We start from the raw sequence: 18,878 nt of genomic DNA, 5'->3' as shown, positions 1-18,878 counted from the left end.
ACGTTAAGCGCTCGCAGGTTGTATATCCGCGACCAATTGCTTGGCGCATTTAATCATTAAGCGCTGCACGACATGCATACGATACTCACGACTGGCTCTAACGTCCGTCATGGGCGAGACATCTAACGCCAACTTTTGCGCCGCTGCTTCAAAACTGGCAACCTCAACAGATTGTCCAATCAGCATTTCCTGACAATTTGTCGCTAATAAAGGAATCGCCGCCATACCGCCAAGACCGAATTTTGCATCTTTAATCGTTAACCCATCTGCTGCCAAATCGATTCTTGCTGCCAATAAGCAAGCAGAAATGTCGTCTTCATAACGCTTACTTACCTTATGAACATATAAATGCTGATGGTCTTGTAACAGTGGAATATGCAGCGCCACGATATAACTGCCAGCGCGCAGTTTGGTCTGTTTATAATCCAAGAAAAATGCCTGCAAAGGTATAATCTCATCAATATAACCATTTTTATTAACATCGCTACCATCAATAGCTGCGCAATGACGCAAATGAATTTGTGCATCTAATGCCAATAAAACTGGCGGCAAATCGCCAATTGGCGAAGCATTAGCGACATTACCGCCAATGGTGCCCATATTGCGAATTTGCGGCGAGGCAATGCGTTCAAATAAATGCGCAAAACTTGGAAAATACTCTTCAAGGACAGGCAGCAGTTGCTGATAACTCATGCCCGCGCCCAATATTAAAGATGGTACTGCTGATTTCATTTCGCCATTAACTTTGTCACTGTTAACTTTATCGACATTAACCCTAGATTTCTCATCAGTATGTTGATGTAAGTCTTGTAGCGACCAAATTTTTAGCGCCTCAACCGCTGATAGCTGCACAATTACCTCATGATCGACCAAGTGCTGGGTCACGCTTAACCCCAAATCAGTACCGCCCGCCCAAATAGTTGCGTTTGGATACGTAGCTAACACCTGATTGAGCTCGTCAATGGACTGCGGAATAAACAGCTTACGTGATGCTTCGGTAAGTACAGGCGCAATAGTATTGTTGGCATTTGTAGCAGCATGTTTGCTGTTTGCCATCGTATCGGTTGCCAGCTTTATCGTTAAATCTTTAGCAATGATTTGCTCAGCATCGCGCTGCTTGCCAATTTTACCCATCGCTAAACCCGCATCGATAATAGGACGATAACCGGTACAGCGGCACAGATTTCCGGATATAGCAGCGACAATATCATCGTAACTAAGATCGTCCGATGCCAGTCCTGCTGCCAGTTGCAGACGATGGTTTTCATAAGTACTCGCCAGCGTCATGACAAATCCAGGCGTGCAAAAGCCGCACTGCGAGCCATGACAATCAACCATGGCTTGCTGAGCTGGGTGCAATAAGGCGCGATCTGGGTGATTGGCGGGATTATCGGCAATATAAGCGGCCGTTATGAGATGATGACCATCCATCAATGACAGTAGCGTGATACAAGCATTAAGGGTATAAAAAGGTGCTTGCATAGATTGGTCTGCGTCATGAGCAGGCAAGCGCTGCGCCATGATGGTACACGCGCCGCAGTCGCCACTCGCGCAGCCTTCCTTGGTATCGGTTTGCTTTTCGTGCAGGCGTAGATACTCAAGAACGGTGGTGTTCGGGTTTAGATCAGTGACTTGTTTGTACTGACCGTTCAAATAAAAACGAATCATAGCAACGCTCGGCTGTCAGGATAAAAGGCAGATAAAAACTATAGTTTTATCTGAAATCGAATATAAAATGTTAACAATCAATATCTGCAAAGGTCAGGCGTTATTACGACACCGCCCTAAGGTAGTATTCAATTATCATGTTAATAAAGTTTATACGATGACGATCATCATACCTACATCAATACTGATAGTTATACGGGTATTGAATAAGCTGACTGCCTATCTGACTACTGACTTGCTCAGGCTTAATCGGTTTGCGGTTTGAACTTTTTAATTCACCAATCATCTATGCGTCAATTAAAAAGCGGTCATAAAGGTTTGGGTATAGGTGAGGCTAACTACCCTATTGGAAAAGCGGAGAATATAAGCATGGGTCACACTCCTTTTTAGCTTAAAGTACCTCAACATTCCGTGTTGAAGCTGTCTATTAGCATTCAATGAATAAATGCTGACTAAACGGTTAACTTATACTAGCACTAACTTTATTTAACTTACAACTCAAAAAAGCACATTATTTTGTTTAATAATTCAAAAACTTTTTAATACTATATATTTTTAGCCAACCTTTTTGATTAATTTTATCCTTAATTTTTCATAAAACAATAAAAAACGATCAGTAATCATTTCCCAAATTGCTTGGAAAATGGCTACTGACCGCCGCTTATACAATCCTAGTTTTTTTATTTAGCTTTACAGCACTTACTCAGTGCCAAGCTCGAGCAAGCTCGCATTACCGCCAATCGCTGTGGTATTAATGGTCCTTACCCGCTCAGTGACAAAGCGGTACAGATAATCGGGCGTTAGCATCTCTGACATCCCCTCCATATCAGTGACCGCAATGACCTGCGTCAAGATACCATCGGTCTTAGCAAGCTCTTGGCTGATGGCTTGCACTTCGCTTTGGTTGCCAGCGACCGCAACTTGCGCCAATCGATCGATATATAGCAGTGTAATAGTTTGCGAATCATTGGCAACGCTTAAGACATCATCGCTGATGCCAGTGTCATGCAATATTTTTGCCGCTTCAACACACATCTCGCTCTGACTTGGACAATGCAGTATCACCTCGTTGCCAGTCAATAAAGCTGCCACCAGCTGACCAAGTACCGCCATCGCGCGGGCAGATTCGCCGCCGATAACCATGGTTTTACCGCGAGCTGTCACATACAAATCATTGGACTCACCCGTTGCGCCCGTCATACGCTGCACGTCATCGAGCATCGGCGCGGCATTTAATAAATGGGTAAATAAACGCTTGGCTTTATTGGCGTCACCAGTAAGTAAGGCCAATTTAGCAACAGCCGCTTGCAGATAAGTTGCTCGCTCTACCGCGCTTAATAACCGCCAAGCTTCACAAACTTGGGCATGATTCTTTTTAAATTCATTCGCCATCTTGCTACTCCTTATGCGATTTGGGTAAGGGTTTCAGTGCTATTATTTTCTACCGCAGTGTTCGGCTCAGTAATGACTGACTCAGTGCATAGTTGCATCAGTCGCGCAACGTAATGCGGCCCGCCAGCTTTTGGACCTGTACCAGATAGACCACAACCGCCAAACGGTTGCACGTTAACGACGGCACCGATTTGGTTACGGTTAATGTAAGTGTTGCCAACAAAGGCACGGCGCTCGATATGCTCGGCGATATTTTCAATACGGCTGTGGATACCCAAGGTCAAACCAAAACCTGTGCTATTAATCGCATCAATAAGCTTATTTAAATCGCGCGCTTGATAACGTAGTACATGCAATATCGGGCCGAAGTGCTCGCCACCAATCACATCGATACTTTTTACTTCAATCGCGGTTGGCAAGACAAAGGTAGAGTGCTCTTCGCTAACCACTGAGCTTGCGCTCATCGGCGTCTGCGCCAAAATCGTCGCCGTTGGTTCAGCCGCCATACGTTCGATATGCGCGTCCAGACTTTGTTTGGCATCAGCATCAATCACTGGACCGACATCGGTTGCCGCATACAATGGATTGCCGACGACCAATTCAGCCATCGTTCCTTGTAACAGCTCGATTAAATTGTCCGCCACTTCTTCTTGCACACATAAGATACGGCACGCAGAACAGCGCTGACCTGCCGAACCAAAGGCAGATAATACCGCATCTTTAACCACTTGCTCGGGCAATGCGGTTGAATCGACAACCATGGCGTTTTGACCGCCGGTTTCGGCTATCAATACTGGCAACTCACCACTGATTTGCTGATGCAGGCTCTGATTGATATGCTGCGCCGTTTGGGTTGAACCGGTGAAAATAACGCCTGCAATATTATCGGCAGCGGTCAACGTGCCGCCAACTTCGCCCGCGCCAACGACAAACTGCAAAGCGTCTACCGGCACGCCAGCTTGATACATCAGCTGCACAGCAAAATGGGCAATCAAGCTGGTTTGCTCAGCAGGTTTGGCGACCACAGTATTACCTCCGGCAAGCGCCGCCATGATTTGACCAGTATAAATTGCCAAAGGAAAATTCCACGGGCTAATACAAACAAAGGTGCCGCGCGGCTTATACACTTGACGTGATTGCTTACCCGCTAAGTCGGTAAACTCATAAACCTTGGCGTCGAGACGTTCTGCTTCATCGGCATAAAAACGGCAAAAATCAACCGCTTCTTTGATTTCATCAATGCCGTCTTGCATGGTTTTACCCGCTTCGATTTGGCAAAGTGCCATCAATTCGGCATAGTTTTCTTCATACAAGTCCGCTACTTTGCGCAAAATAGCAGCGCGCTTGGCCGCAGGTACGGCTTGCCATACGCTTTGACCTGCAATGGCAGCATCAATGGCTTGCTGCGCAATATCAGCATTGGCGTAGGTAACTTCGCCTGCGATGACTTCGTGGTTCCAAGGCGCACGTACGGTCTGCGACTCAAGTTTTTCAGAGTTGCCATCGACTTTATGTGCATCAACTGCGTTGCCGTTAATAATAGAAGTCGCCGACCAAGTTTTATGCAAATGGCTATCGATAGCGGCTTTAAATAGTAGCCACTGCGACTCTACAAAGATATTAGGGCCAAAACTGGCTCGGCGCGCGCCATAGATATCTAGCGGCAACGGAATATCAGGGTTATGCAAAGTAGCATTGGTCAATAACTTATCGTACGGATGCACGGTCAGCTTATCAATCGGGTAAGACTTATCTAATAACTGATGCACAAACGAGCTATTGGCACCGTTTTCTAGTAAACGGCGTACCAAGTACGGTAGCAAGTCTTTATGAGCGCCAACGGGTGCATAGATACGAACAGGGATTTTATAAGCTTGCAGAATATGGTCATAAAGTGCATCGCCCATGCCATGAAGACGCTGAAACTCAAACTCTCGGTGCGCACTCATGGTCATCACTGAAGCAAGCGTGTGCGCATTATGGGTAGCAAACTGGGGCCAAATCAAACCGCGCAAATGCTCTGACAATAAGAAGCGCGCACAGGCAAGATAAGCAGTGTCTGTGCCTTCTTTACGCGTCCAGACCGGATAGCCTGATAGACCTTTTTGCTGCGCCAATTTAATCTCAGTATCCCAGTATGCGCCTTTTACCAAACGCACCGGAATACGGTCACCGACTTCAGTTGCCAAACGCGCAAGCCACGTCAGAACGGCAATCGCACGTTTAGAGTAACCTTGTACCACCAACCCTAAGCCATCCCAACCAGCGGTTAAGTTATCACGGTAAAGAGACTCAAACAGCTTTAAAGAAATCTCAAGACGGTCTGCTTCTTCGGCATCGATACTGATATCGACATTGACCTCACGAGCCGCTTCAATCAATAACAAGCAACGCTGACGCAGTAGTCCCATCACTTGCGCTTCTTGCGTCGCTTCATAACGCGGGTGCAATGCCGATAGCTTAATAGACACTGACGGCTTTGGCATACCTTCTTTTACCTTAATGCTAGCCGTCGCTTTAATCGCATGCAGGTAATCGTTAAAGTATTTTTCCGCATCTTTATGGGTAATCGCCGCCTCACCTAGCATATCAAACGAATAGGTATAGCCTTTATTACGATAAGGCTGGCTGTTTTTATTGGCGCCCTCGATGGTTTCGCCAAGTACAAACTGATGCCCCATAATGCGCATGGCTTTTTGCATGGCACTACGAATGACTGGCTCGCCCATTTTTTTGGTCATACGGTCCAAAAACCCAGCAGCGGTAGTATCACGATCAATACTGACAACGCGGCCCGTCATCATCATGCCCCACGTCGAGGCATTGACCATAAAACCGTTGTCATTTTTGATGTGTTTTTTCCAGTCAGCGACGCTCATTTTGTCGTGGATAAGCGCATCAGCGGTATAATTGTCTGGCACTCGAATCAAGGCTTCTGCCAAACTCATGAGCAAAATACCTTCTTGGGTATCAAGGCTATATTCAAGCAATAATGAATCAACCATTTTTACGGCTTTGCCATCATTACGCACATGCTCGACTAATTGACGAGTTTGCGTAGCAGCCCCTTCACGCTCGGCCTCTGTTGGTTTGGCGAGCGACAACAAGTCCGTCAACCAGCGCTCCTCGTCCACACTATATAAAGGTGAAATACGGGAGAATAGCTCGTTCGACGATTGACCGAGATAAGCGGGCTTTAATATATCGAGCGGATTAAATAAAATCGGCTCTTGCGGGGTAAATTGGTCTACTGGGTTCATAACAACTCCATAACTATCGTTTAAAAACCATAATAAATGGTGCGGTGGGAGCTTTGATTGCTAAAGATATAGCGGCAATTATTGTCAAACATTCTTAAAACTTCACCCCTACTATTCTTGATAACAAACATTTTTGCTATCGAATAGTGGATAAATAATGACAACTATAGAAATAAGCCAATTAGCAATAAACAAAAGACCAAACAGCGCCATTATAAAACGAGAAAATCCAGCATAGGCTGGAAACGGTCAAGTAGGTCGTTTTAGTGTTAAACGGGCTACGTTAACAATATAAAGGCAACAACAAACAGCTAAGCGGCATTAGTGCCTTCTTCTTGTTAGTAGTGAAAGGAGGTGATGCTCAAAGACAAGTGACGTTTCATAGAGGTTTGCGTTCATAAAATCTAACATTTATAACATCTGAGTTTTATGGAAACTTAAAGCCTAATAAACACTTATCTGTCATCTTATAGAATGCTAATTCACTGTAAGAAAAACCTCTACGGCGTTGATTGAGGTGATGCGCTTAACTTCGACATGGTAGCATGAAAAAAATTTTCCAACTAACGAATTTACCTATTTTAACCAAACAAAATACTGTTTAAAAACAAATGGTTATTAACCACTTATTAGAAATGACGCTTTAGTTATAAATTTATATTTACTATGGCTAATTAATCGTTTTTGAATCAATGACTTGTCTTTATTTATTTCAGCCATTTAATTTAAACCCATGCAGAATATGAGCGAATCAATAACGTAATCATTCTATTTCGTGCTGAAGATAGCGGTTTATAGTATTTATCTTTGCTTATAGCGTTTATCTTTACGCATAAAAAACCCTTCTCATTTAAAATAAGAAGGGTTTAATGAGCAAAGCTGAGCATTTATCAAATGACTAAAAATGACTGCAATTTAAATTACAATCTTAGATAAACACAATCTTCGCAAGTAACACGGCCGTTAATATCCAAACAGGAATACTCACGTCAGAGAACTTACCGGCGACGACTTTAATAGCAGCAAAGGTAATAAATCCAAGCGCGATACCATCAGCGATTGAGTAAGTTAATGGCGTAAACAACAACACAACGACAACGGGCGCCGCCTCTGTTAGATCTAACCAATCAACATCTTTTAGAGTACCCATCATCAGTACAGCGACATAAAAAATAGCGCCTGCTGTTGCATAGCCTGGAATCATACCAGCAAGTGGAGCAAAAAACATACTTAATAAGAATAGCACCCCGACCGTCACAGCGACTAATCCAGTACGTCCTCCGGCTGCAATACCTGACACACTCTCAACAAAGCTGGTGGTCGATGAGGTACCTAGTAGCGTACCGGCAACCGTGGCGCTCGAATCTGCCAGTAGCGCTTTGCCCATATTAGGTATTTTGCCATCCTTACCAATTAAGCCTGCTTGACTGGTCGTTGCAATCAAGGTACCGGCGGTATCGAATAAATCGACGAATAAAAAGGCAAAAATAACACTAATCATCGCTACGTCAAATGCACCAGCAATATCAAGCTGCATCAGCGTTGGCGCTATCGGTGGCGGTGCCGATATAATGCCAGTAAATTGTGTGTTACCAGTAATTAAGCTGATAAGCGCTACCAATAAAATCCCTATCGTTACCGCGCCGGGTATTTTTTTATGCGACAAGCCAACGATAACAATAAAGCCCAATGCCGCCATCGCAGGTGAGAACGCGGTCATATCGCCCAGTCCCACTAACGTCGCGTCATTATTGACGATGACGCCTGCGGTTTGTAAGGAGATAAAGGCTAAAAACGCACCGATACCAGCAACTACGCCTTGTTTAATACTGTCCGGAATAGAGTTGATAATCAATTCACGAATTTTAAAAAGGCTTAATAATATAAATATACAACCGGACAAAAATACCGCGCCAAGTGCGGTTTGCCACGCGTAGCCCATTCCTAAAACCACGCCGTACGTAAAGAAGGCGTTAAGTCCCATACCGGGGGCTAGCGCGACTGGCAGGCGAGCATAAATCCCCATAATAAAACACCCAACTGCGGCGGCAAGACAGGTGGCGACAAACACCGCACCTTTATCCATACCAGCGTCAGCAAGGACGTTAGGGTTGACAAAAATAATGTAAGCCATCGTTAAAAACGTGGTCACACCGGCTAAAATCTCTGTTTTGATTGTGGTGTTTTCACCATTAATACCAAAATAGCGTTCGATTGCGTTCATAAGAGTCGCTTCCAAATTGCAGTAAGTAAATTATCATTATTTAACTGTATTGATAAGTGTCGCTTCCAAATTGCGACGCTCGATGCTGCGTTTAAATCAAACATATAAAATACACCCAAATTGCGACGATAAATGACGCTTCCAGATTGCGACTGTAAATGACGCTGATACACTAAGGTTAGAGACGATGTTTTTAATCCGTTATCCACACATAATTTGGTAAAGACGAACCATCATGAAAAATGACAGCAACAAACCATAACATTCTAGTGAAATTCGCTCAAAATTTCAATGAATGGCGCATCTTCTTAGTATAAGAGTGCAAATTAGTTGACCATATGGACAATATTATAAAATACTCGTGCTGTCATTATTTTTTTATAAAAATTTATCGAGAGCAATTTATGCACTGCCACTAACATATTATTAATGATATTTGCGTGATTTAGCAGTACACTAACGGGTTGATATAAAATCCCTTATTAGATTAACTATTATTCATTATCCATGAGCCGCTTACATGCCTGAATCCTTAAATATTATCGACCTAATCACCCAAGCCAGTTTATTGGTACAGATTGTGATGGCATTGTTATTATTGGCGTCATTGCTCAGTTGGGTGATTATTTTTCGTATGAGTGCGCGTCTTGGCACCGCCAGAAATTTTGACCAGCAGTTTGAAACCTGGTTTTGGTCAGGGGAAGATTTGGCAAAGCTGTATCAAGGCGTCCAAGGCTCGCCTGAGCGCCAAGGGCTTGAGCAGATTTTTTATGTTGGGTTTTCTGAATACCTAAGAATGCATAAAAAACGTCAGCCTAAAGACGACATTATCGACGGCGTTGAGCGTAAGCTGCGGGTTGGATTGGGTCGTCAGCAGCAATTGTTAGAGTCGGGGCTAACGACGCTGGCAAGTATTGGTTCGGTGGCGCCTTATGTCGGTTTATTCGGTACCGTTTGGGGTATTATGAATGCCTTTTTGGGTCTGTCACAAAGCGAGCAAGCGACCTTAGCGACTGTCGCACCGGGTATTGCCGAAGCCTTGATTGCTACGGCTATGGGTTTATTCGCCGCGATCCCTGCGGTATTGGCGTATAACCATTTTACCGCCAAAGCGAGCCGCTTATACGACTCTCGTGCCTTGTTTTGTGACGAGATGACAGGCATGCTACAGCGCGAGACCAGTATTGAGATTCCGCAAGCGGGTACGCAAGTAAGCCAAACCAATCAAAGCGTTCAAAATAGCCAAAGTACTCAGGTAACTGGTCTATGAAACAAAGCCCTTATCGCCGTGAGAAAAAAGCGCTAAATGCGGAGATGAACGTCGTTCCTTATATCGACGTCATGCTCGTGCTGCTGGTGATATTTATGGTCACCGCGCCAATGCTGATAACGGGCGTCGATGTTGATTTGCCAAAAGAGCAAACCAATACCATCAGTCAAAGTCAGCTGCCTGTGATTGTTTCTTTGACCGATAGCGGCGAGATTTTTATCAGTTATGAGAACAATATCGACCTGCCGATTAGTGAGCCGGAACTGATTGATACCTTAACCAACTTGCAAAATCAAAATACCGATGCTGGCGCTCAGCCTTTACAAGTGATGATTAACGCCGATAAAAACAATCAGTATGGCGCTATCATGACACTGATGGCAACCTTGCAACAAGCAGGCATCCAAAAGGTAGGACTATTGACGGGTGCGCCATTACCCGCGCCTTCTTTATAATCTATCTACCCTGCTTTTAGCTTAACTTTGATTGGCTCAGCTGGTTATAATAAAGTCGTTCATTTGATAAATATCGTATTTGAGTATCCCAACTATGCGTAATGCGCCCACCGTTTATGTACCGACCGAACCTGAAGGTAACGGGCTGACTTTACCGACACTTTTAAGCTTGTTGGCACACGGTCTTGTGATTGGCATACTAGCTTATACGTATCAAAACATGGAAGTCGAGACCGCAGGTAGCATCGAAACCGTGATGATATCTCCTGAGCAATTGGCTGAGATGCAAGGAGAAATACTGGCCAATCGTGCCGCAGCGGCGAGCGCGATGCCAGCCGATAGTGGTGCAGGTGGCTCAGCAACCAGCATGCCAGAGACCAGCTTTGATGACAGCGTCAGCTACGACAATCCAAGCGAGCCGACTTCGCAGCGCGTGCCTGTTTTTACTCGTTCTGACGAGGCGGTGAACCCTCGCCCAATGCTGATGAGCGAAGAGCAACACCAGCGCCTACTTGAGCAAAATCAAGAATATGAGCGCAATATGGCTGAGTGGGCAGCGCAGTTGGATGAATCTGTACTAGATGAGCATGATCAGGTTGAACAAGAAAGAAGAGCGCAGCTGATAGAAGAGCAAAAAAGGCTGCGAGATTTTCGTAATAAACAAAATAACCCTCCTAAGATTAAACGTCCTACTGCCAATGATAGAAATATAGAAATCAATACGGGCGGCTCAGGTAGCGCAGGACAGACCCTTAGTTTAGGAGATGATGGTCAATCAACACTATCTGGTGACGCCACCACTTCCAGCACTGCAAAGGGTAGCAGTCGCTCGGCATCAAGCGGTAGTCGCGGCGCCAGTAATAGTGAAATCATCAATTTAATCAAACGCAACTACAATCCGCCAACAGCAGCAAAAGGCTCAACGCAGCGTGCCACCTTGACCATCACAGTCAATGCCAGTGGCACTGTCGTGAATGTCTCAGCGTCAGGCCCTGATAGCGCAGTCAATGAAGCCGCCAAACAAGCGGTGCTCAATACCGGCAGCTTACCGATTGATGCTGATGATCCCAAATACCCCACTTTTACCATACAGTTTAAGGGCAGCAATTAAGCAGTTGCCCACACACGATATTATTGCTAACGTTACCTTAAGCAACTTGCACCCGCGGCGATATTATTTTAACGTTATCATTGATTTAGCATTTATAAAAACAATTATCCCCATCTAGGAGTTTGACTTGGTTATGCGCATTCATAAAAAACTATGCCTCTCTTTACTTGCCACTACCTCAAGCTTATTGCTTGCTCCTAGCGTCTTGGCGGCGCCTGTCGTTTTAGAATTGGATTATGAGATTCCGGTACAACAAAGCCAAGTGGCTTTTGTCTCCTTTGCTGGCGATTCTACTTTATCACCGATTATCTTAAATGATTTAAGCAAAACTGAGCTAAAAGTAACCAGTCAAAACCTACCGCAGCAGCCACACAGCAGTAGCGAGTTAGCCGGTACCCTGCCGGTTTGGCAAAGCATGGGCATCCCTTATCTTGTCATCGGTAGCACGCGCAGCAATCGCGGTAAAGTTGTCACAGATTATGAAGTCGTTGAGGTTAAAACCGGACGCGTGATCGAAGGCAAGCAAACGTTAACCGCTGATAATAATAAGGAAAGTATGCGTTACGCCGCCCACGTGATTGCGGACAAAGTATATGAGCTGATCACCGGCATTCCCGGCGACTTCTCAGGGCGTATTGCTTATATCGAAGAAATCGGCACCGGCAAAGAGAAAATCTCGCGCTTAAAGGTCATGGATGCGGACGGCGAAAACGCCAAAACCATCACAGAAGTGGCAGGCTCTATCTTCTCGCCGACTTGGTCCCCTGATGGCAATCGCATTGCTTATTCAGTCCAGCGCGATAAGTCTCACCCTGTTATCTATATTCAAAGCGTAAGCGGCGGCGGGGCTACGCCATTGACGCCATTCCCGGGTAGCAATCTTAGCCCGTCATTTTCACCCGATGGTAGCAAGATATTGTTTTCTAGTAGCTTTGAGGGTAGCGCCGATATTTATGAGATGAGCGCTAGTGGCGGTCAACCACGACGTCTGACCAATTGGCCAAGCAGTGAAGTACAACCAAGTTATGCCCCTGATGGCAAATCTTTTGTCTTTGTTAGTGACCGTGCAGGGTTTAACAAACCTCGCATCTATCGTTATGAGTTTGGTTCAGGCCGTACCACGCAAGTATCGAATGGTGGCTATGCCACTAGCCCGCAGTTTAGTAGCGATGGCTCGCAAATCGCCTTTTTAAGTGGTCGTTCAGCTGCCATCATGAACAGTAGCGGCGCCATCACTGCGAACTTAGGCGCGACAGGTATCGATGAAGCACCAAGTTTTTCACCGAACGGTAAGCGCGTGGTTTTTGCTTCAAAGCAGGGCGGTAAAGGCGTACTGACTATTAAGTCCTTAAACGGCGGCGAAGCGTTCGGTAAATCTGGTCAAGGTACTATCCGCTCCCCAGTTTGGTCATCTAGCCCTAGATAACTTAGCCATCTTTATTGCGTAAAATAGGCTTAGACTGGACTGAATGCTCAAAAATAAAAAAGCGCTCGATAAACATATCGGGCGCTTTTCTCGCGAGAATAATAATCTTCTTATTAAATAGCTCTTAACTCTTGAACCTTTAAATGCTATGAGCTGGAATAATAAAAAGCATTATTCATTCCTATTCATCACTTGGATCACTAGCCGGCGGCACCGCGTGTCTCAATTGTTCAACATCTGCGGCGGTGACCGTATCCGTATAACCATTTAAATCAGTGACCACGTACTGCGTGACCGCGGCCATCTGTTCATCGTTCATCATGTTATGGAACGATGGCATACCGCGAAAGCCATTAATTAAGATATCAATGATGTAATACTTTGACTGCATTTTGCTGTTATTGGCAAGTGGTGGATAATAGCCGGCACCATAAGCACCCTCGCCTTTGTGCATATGACAAGCTGCGCAAGAGTCATGGTAGAGTTTTTTGCCATCTGTTGTCACAAAGGCATTTGTCCCTTCAAACTTGGTTTCCCATTCAGCAATACTTGGATCATTATCCATAGTAGGAAGCGAGCTGTGATCAACGACATTGACGGCTGGTGCAGTAAGCTCCTCACGACTCATGTAAACACCGCCCCAGCTACCGGTATTACGGCTTGCTTGATAATCGTCCGTTACGATGGGGTCTTGCTCATGTAGAGTTGCCACCGTTTGTACATCATCTGATTGTTGACTACAGCCTAAAAGTGCTGCACTACTCATCGCACCCAGCAACATCACAGTCAGCAGTTTAGGGGTCATTTCTCTCATGACTTTTTTCTTCACGATTGCCTTCTTTACGATTGCATTGTCCATGATAGCCTCTGAATTTTTATAGTTATTCATATTAACCCAGCATTTTTGCTTTTTTATGTAGGCGCTTGGCGGCATCCATGCCAGATAAAATAGCGCCTTCTTGCCATGCTGGAATGTGTGAGCAATGCTCGCCCGTCAGTACAATACGGTTATCGATACTGCATAAGGTGTCATAATGCTGACGGCGGGTAGACTCATTCCAAATACCATAACAACCCAGTGTCCAAGGAATGCGGTGCCAGACCACTGACGTACCAGCGCGGAACTCTTTTGGATACTGCGGGTGAATATATTTACCGTAGGCAAGTGCGACATTAATTCGCTCTTGCGGGGTTAACGTATTAAATTTATATGAGGTCGGTCCATAACCATAGGCCCCTAATAATACCCCAGTACCGTCTTTAAACATATTTTCTGAAGGATAAGCAATTTGGGCTATCGGCATATCGGTATAGGTCAAGCCGCCATAGATCCACTCGTCTTCTTCCCAAAAGCGGCGATTAAACTCTAAACCTACTTTATAAGAAGTCTCATAAGGTACCGCTGCCATCGCTTGTTTCATCGGCTTTGAAACATTAATATCAAGCTGGGTCAGTACAGTTAGTGGAATATTACAGACACACCAATCGGCACGGATGGTCTTAGTCGCGCCATCTGGACTGTTGCTGTCGACATAATTGACCGTAACGCCGCTTTCATCTTGATGAATCTTAGTCACTTTGGCATTGAACTCAATCATATCGCGGCATTCGCGCGTGAAGGCATCACCGATTTTACCCATACCGCCAACAGGTTGAAACATCGTTGGCTGATGCGCATAGGTCATATGATTACCATAAATATCGGCCCACATGCCCGAATCCAAAATTTCACTGATCGGTAAAGGTTTTGATGGTGTTTCATCAGGCATCAAGCCACCTCCCGGTAAGACACTATAGCCGCGATGCTTACTGGTCGCATTGCCGGCGCGGTAGCGGTAGTCTTTATCGAGCACGCCCCAACCTTTTAAGCCTTCAAGTAGCTTTTCTTTGTCTTCCTTATTCACAGAACGATCCAAACCGCCAACATTCACCGCTTTTGACAATAATTCTGCTACGTGTCCTTGGATGTCGTTTTTTACATCACCTAAGCGCTGCGGCACACCATTGAAATGAGTACTACGGTGCAAATAAGCGCGGTCATTGGTTTGAATAAAGGGCTGCATCTCAACGCCAAACTGTTTGCAGTAATGGAAAACCGCATAATGATGGCTTGGCAGACGCCATGGTCCACCATTAAAATAGTTACCCTCTTCAAAATCACAAGTAACTTCTTCACCGCCAAGCTCAGTATACCTATCGCCACTATTCAGCGTCCAACTACGACCGCCGCCACGATTTTGAAACTCGAGGACTTTGACGTCATAGCCAGCTTTACGCAGCTCATACGCCGCGGTCAGTCCGCCAAGACCGGCACCTAAAACGATGATGCTAGCACCGGGAGGCGCCCCTTTTAAGTCCATCGTTTCTTTAAAGCTTGATTCTGAGGCAAATCCTAACGTCGTCATCGCCTGATACATGGCGGTCGCGCCCGCTGTTTTACCAATCATCGAGAGCAGTTGGCGCCGCGTTGGTGATTGAAGCATGTCTTTCATAATAATATCCTTAAAGTAGACGTTCGTACATAACCGTAGGCACTTGTTCTATTTCTAGTAATAAACGCTTATATCATTTATAAGTCTCTGTAATTTGATCAGCTTGGCTTAACTCTGCGCTTATTTGCCAAGCTGTCATGCCCTACCGTTTTGCCGTTAATCCTTGTCTGGTAATAAATTCTAAACCCGTTGCAACTGATAAACTATGATTAACGACGGCGTCTAGAACGTAAAATGGCGCGCACAATAAATATAATAATCAATATCGCCACAATGATGCCGACAATCGCCAGTAAGCCTGCGTACTTAATTAAAAAAGGCTTTTCGACACCTGTAGACGCGATGCGCTCAATATCAGCGGCACTGACCTCACTGTTTGCATGACCGCCAAAGCTAGTACGGACATAGTTGGTGATACCCGCAATCTGCTCACTGCTGAGCTCTCCTGAAAACCCTGGCATGATAGGCGAAGTATTGGTCGCACTCTCTACCCCATGCAAAATCATATTAACGAGAGCGTCAGGCTTTTCGCGGCGCAGACTGCTCAGTCCAACGATAGGCGCATAACGCGCGTCAGGTTGGCCATAACCATCAACCCCATGACAGCTACCACAAACGGCTAAATATAACGCTTCTGGTGAGTTACTACCGTTACTTACTTCTGACTTTGCTTGCGCCAAGTAGTCTTTTTGCGCCAGTAAGTCATGCGTGATTGATTCGTTCACAGGCGTTGGCAAGCGCGCCACATTGACGCTATTGACCTTGTCTTCTGTTTGGATAGCAGGGATGGCTTTTAGATAAGAGGCAATCGCGCTCAAATCTTCATTTTTTAGATAACGCGTACTGTGCGCGACCGCTTCACCCATCGGTCCACCTGCATAGGCGCGCTGGTCAAGTTCACCGGTGCGTAGATACGTGATAATATCCTGCTCGCTCCAACTACCGATACCGCTCGACTCGTCAGGGGTGATGTTTGGCGAATGCCAATTACCAAGTGGTGCGCCTGATAAATACATTTTTTTATCAAAGCCCATGGTGCTATTACGCGGCGTATGACAAGTGCCGCAATGCTCGAGATTGTTGACCAAATACTCGCCACGTTTTTGGGTCTCATTTAGACCGTCGCGCTTCTCAGTAGACGGTATATTGAGCAAGTTCCAACCGATCATTAAGCTACGGAAATTAAAGGGAAAGGGTAATTTGGTTTCTTGCTTAGGCGCTTCATCGACAGCCGGTACGGTTTGTAGATAAGCAAACAAGGCGCTGATATCCTCTTCTTTCATGCCGCTATAAGAAGGATATGGCATGGCAGGATATAGCATATGGTCAGGCGCCCGACCTTTTTGCAAAGCATTCTTTAAATCTGCTTCGGTATAATTGCCGATACCGTAACGTTTAGAAGGGGTAATATTGGTTGAATAAATCTTCCCCATAGGGGTTTCAATCGCTGTGCCGCCCGTATAATTTTCGCCATGACAAGCCATACAGTCAGCAGCGCGAGCGATATAAGCACCGCGGTTGACAAGCTCACTATTGGCGGGGCTTACATTAGGTAAGCTAGCATCGGGTAAATTGGCATTAGGAAGGTTAGCACCTTCAGCCATTGCGGCGCTGGAGGTAATACCAATGACAAGCATCGATAACATCACAGAAAGTGGCTTCATAATATCCTCATATAGCTGGCACCTAGGGTGTTGTAATTATTATTAGAACGATTGGTCAGGATAAGACATTTGATATTGAGTGAGATTATTGACAATGGCGTCAGTACTCAACGGATAATCCATTACATGATTTAGCAAATCGTCCAGTAAAATGCTTAATAAAGTGGCGTGATAAAACAACTTAATAGAGATAGTTTCTAAACAATGTCTGCTCACCCCACTAATGTAAAACTATTTCGCCACTATTACTTAAATAGTAACTCATTCACCGCACACTTTTACAAAAGTTAAAAAAACCTCTTAGGAGATTTAATTTATATTCAATCACTATATATTTTCATATTATGAATTTGGGCAAGATAATTAATCCTTTAAAAAACAATTACTAAACCTAGGAAATTTATGAAATCCATTATTAAAGCGTGGAGATAAATCGCTATATATAGCAAAAAACGACTTCTGCACTTGTTATTACAGGTTTTAAGCGTACATAATGGATACATAGCGACCGTTTGTCATTCCCTCTGTATTTAGCATGAAGCTTGTTCTACTCGCCAAAACCCTTTTGACTGATGCAGCATTTTATTTATGATAAGCGCTGTCTAATATCGCCAACCATTGCCATGTTGCCAATAACGCTCGAGATGTCCTTATGAAATCACTCTTCTTTATATTTACGTTGGCAGCGACAATCCCTGTAACAGGTTGCCAATCTTTTCAGTTCGTCGAAAGTCCGATACCTGTTAAAACTGTTTCTTCTAAAAGGGTGTCTTCTAAAACGCTTATTGTGGAAAATTTATCCAATGCGCGCCGACCCGCTAACGCTGTTCCCTCTCAAATCCATTCGACTACAAATAATGGCCAATAAAAAAGCAGCTATCGGTTTGATAGCTGCTTTTTTTATTATGAATCGAAGACACGCCTTAGTTAATTCTAATCTTCTGCAATGACTATCTGCTGTTTAGGCTGATGCTTGATAATGGTCTTGGCCAAATGATCGCCAAACCAAATGGCGGTATCAATATCGCCTGCGCCAGGCGTGACTTCAGGCGGTCCATCTAGCGACTGCGTCATCAAACCCAGAAAGCTCGAAAGACGATTTAAATCATGCGCTTCATGACCTGTTGGCATAAGCGGCAAACCTATCCAATTCATCCCGTGCTGCATGGTATAAAGACAAATCTGCTGCAAGACGGCAAGCTTATCGCCGCTCAGACCGCCTGAATTGGCAAAGCCTGCGGCCCACTTACCTTCCCATTTACGATGATACCAACGCTTGGATGTCTCATCCATAAAGGTCTTAAAGCCTGCCGTCACGCTGCCCATATATACGGCACTACCAAAAACCAGTAAATCCGCCTGATCCAAAAACTCCCAATCGACATCATGAACATCGACCGCTTTGGCTTGTGCGTCCGGCAATTGCTGGCGCGCGCCCATCACTATGGCTTCGGCAACACGTCTAGTATGTCCGTAGTTACTATGGTAGATGACAGCCATCGATACGTTAGGCGGATTGTCCGTGGAAGCTGAGGAAGGCGTGATAGATGTAGTCATACGAACTCTAATAATGGATTGGGTGAATAGTAGTGATGCTGCAAATGTTCAATAGTTTTTATTATAAATAGGTGTAATGGACATTATTCATGCTGGCGTAGTGTCTAACGCTATATACTGTCTATATTTGCAAGGAATCAACGCCATGAATCAAAAAACTGCCCTTTTTGTCGTGATAAACACACCAAGAAGAACGGACGTAAGCTTGGCAAACAGCAGTATCAATGTCTCGCTTGCAGCCGGCAGTTTTTAGGTGGCATCAGACTCAATAATCAAACCCTATGGAGGGAATACACCCAAGGGAAACAGACCTACAAACAACTGGCTGACAAGTATAGCTGTAGTCTTAAAACCATACA

General features: G+C 44.9%; 12 protein-coding genes. 4 read left to right on the top strand and 8 right to left on the bottom strand.

The genetic code is table 11. The annotated features are described in order from the left end of the window. Positions 1 to 3: 3 nt before the first annotated feature. The 4 genes from A7325_RS12600 to A7325_RS12585 form a co-directional block, all read right to left on the bottom strand. The gene (locus A7325_RS12600) at positions 4 to 1,668 is read right to left on the bottom strand and encodes a xanthine dehydrogenase small subunit (protein ID WP_068408667.1); all 1,665 of its coding nucleotides are present in this window, start codon (positions 1,666 to 1,668) and stop codon (positions 4 to 6) included. Positions 1,669 to 2,367: 699 nt separating this feature from the next. Further along, on the bottom strand, positions 2,368 to 3,060 hold the full coding sequence (locus tag A7325_RS12595) for a 1-pyrroline-5-carboxylate dehydrogenase (RefSeq protein WP_068408665.1): 693 nt from the start codon (positions 3,058 to 3,060) through the stop codon (positions 2,368 to 2,370). Between the two features lie 11 nt (positions 3,061 to 3,071). Next, positions 3,072 to 6,320 carry a bifunctional proline dehydrogenase/L-glutamate gamma-semialdehyde dehydrogenase PutA gene (gene putA, locus A7325_RS12590; protein WP_068408664.1) on the bottom strand — a complete coding sequence of 1,083 codons (3,249 nt, stop codon included), beginning with the start codon at positions 6,318 to 6,320 and terminating at the stop codon, positions 3,072 to 3,074. Positions 6,321 to 7,248: 928 nt separating this feature from the next. Continuing rightward, positions 7,249 to 8,544: an NCS2 family permease gene (locus A7325_RS12585; protein ID WP_068408663.1), complete on the bottom strand. Its 1,296-nt coding sequence runs from the start codon at positions 8,542 to 8,544 to the stop codon at positions 7,249 to 7,251. Between the two features lie 520 nt (positions 8,545 to 9,064). On the opposite strand from A7325_RS12585, the gene tolQ reads away from it, so the two are divergent. The 4 genes from tolQ (at position 9,065) to A7325_RS12565 (ending at position 12,806) form a co-directional block, all read left to right on the top strand. Beyond that, positions 9,065 to 9,814: a protein TolQ gene (tolQ, locus tag A7325_RS12580; RefSeq protein ID WP_068408659.1), complete on the top strand. Its 750-nt coding sequence runs from the start codon at positions 9,065 to 9,067 to the stop codon at positions 9,812 to 9,814. Further along, a complete protein-coding gene (tolR, locus tag A7325_RS12575) occupies positions 9,811 to 10,269 on the top strand; it encodes a protein TolR (RefSeq protein ID WP_068408657.1) in 459 nt (152 codons plus the stop codon). Before tolQ ends, tolR begins: the two co-directional genes overlap by 4 nt. Positions 10,270 to 10,363: 94 nt before the next feature. Next, entirely contained in the window at positions 10,364 to 11,380 is a 1,017-nt protein-coding gene (locus A7325_RS12570) for a cell envelope integrity protein TolA (RefSeq protein ID WP_068408655.1), read from the top strand. Between the two features lie 133 nt (positions 11,381 to 11,513). Then, a complete protein-coding gene (locus A7325_RS12565; protein ID WP_068408653.1) occupies positions 11,514 to 12,806 on the top strand; it encodes a PD40 domain-containing protein in 1,293 nt (430 codons plus the stop codon). 181 nt (positions 12,807 to 12,987) lie between these two features. Here the strand turns inward: A7325_RS12565 and A7325_RS12560 are convergent, their stop codons facing one another. The 4 genes from A7325_RS12560 to A7325_RS12545 form a co-directional block, all read right to left on the bottom strand. Further along, positions 12,988 to 13,620 (bottom strand): c-type cytochrome, encoded by a 633-nt coding sequence (locus A7325_RS12560; protein ID WP_068408754.1) that lies wholly within the window; start codon positions 13,618 to 13,620, stop codon positions 12,988 to 12,990. Between the two features lie 76 nt (positions 13,621 to 13,696). Beyond that, a complete protein-coding gene (locus A7325_RS12555; RefSeq protein ID WP_068408651.1) occupies positions 13,697 to 15,298 on the bottom strand; it encodes a flavin monoamine oxidase family protein in 1,602 nt (533 codons plus the stop codon). 209 nt (positions 15,299 to 15,507) lie between these two features. Continuing rightward, entirely contained in the window at positions 15,508 to 16,962 is a 1,455-nt protein-coding gene (locus A7325_RS12550) for a cytochrome c (RefSeq protein ID WP_068408649.1), read from the bottom strand. Between the two features lie 933 nt (positions 16,963 to 17,895). Continuing rightward, positions 17,896 to 18,519 carry a flavodoxin family protein gene (locus A7325_RS12545; RefSeq protein WP_068408646.1) on the bottom strand — a complete coding sequence of 208 codons (624 nt, stop codon included), beginning with the start codon at positions 18,517 to 18,519 and terminating at the stop codon, positions 17,896 to 17,898. Between the last annotated feature and the right edge of the window lie 359 nt (positions 18,520 to 18,878).

The organism is Psychrobacter sp. SHUES1 (genome assembly GCF_001652315.1).
Lineage (GTDB): Bacteria > Pseudomonadota > Gammaproteobacteria > Pseudomonadales > Moraxellaceae > Psychrobacter > Psychrobacter faecalis.
The sequence above is the reverse complement of the archived record's forward strand: the minus strand, read 5'-3'. Positions and strand labels throughout refer to the sequence as shown.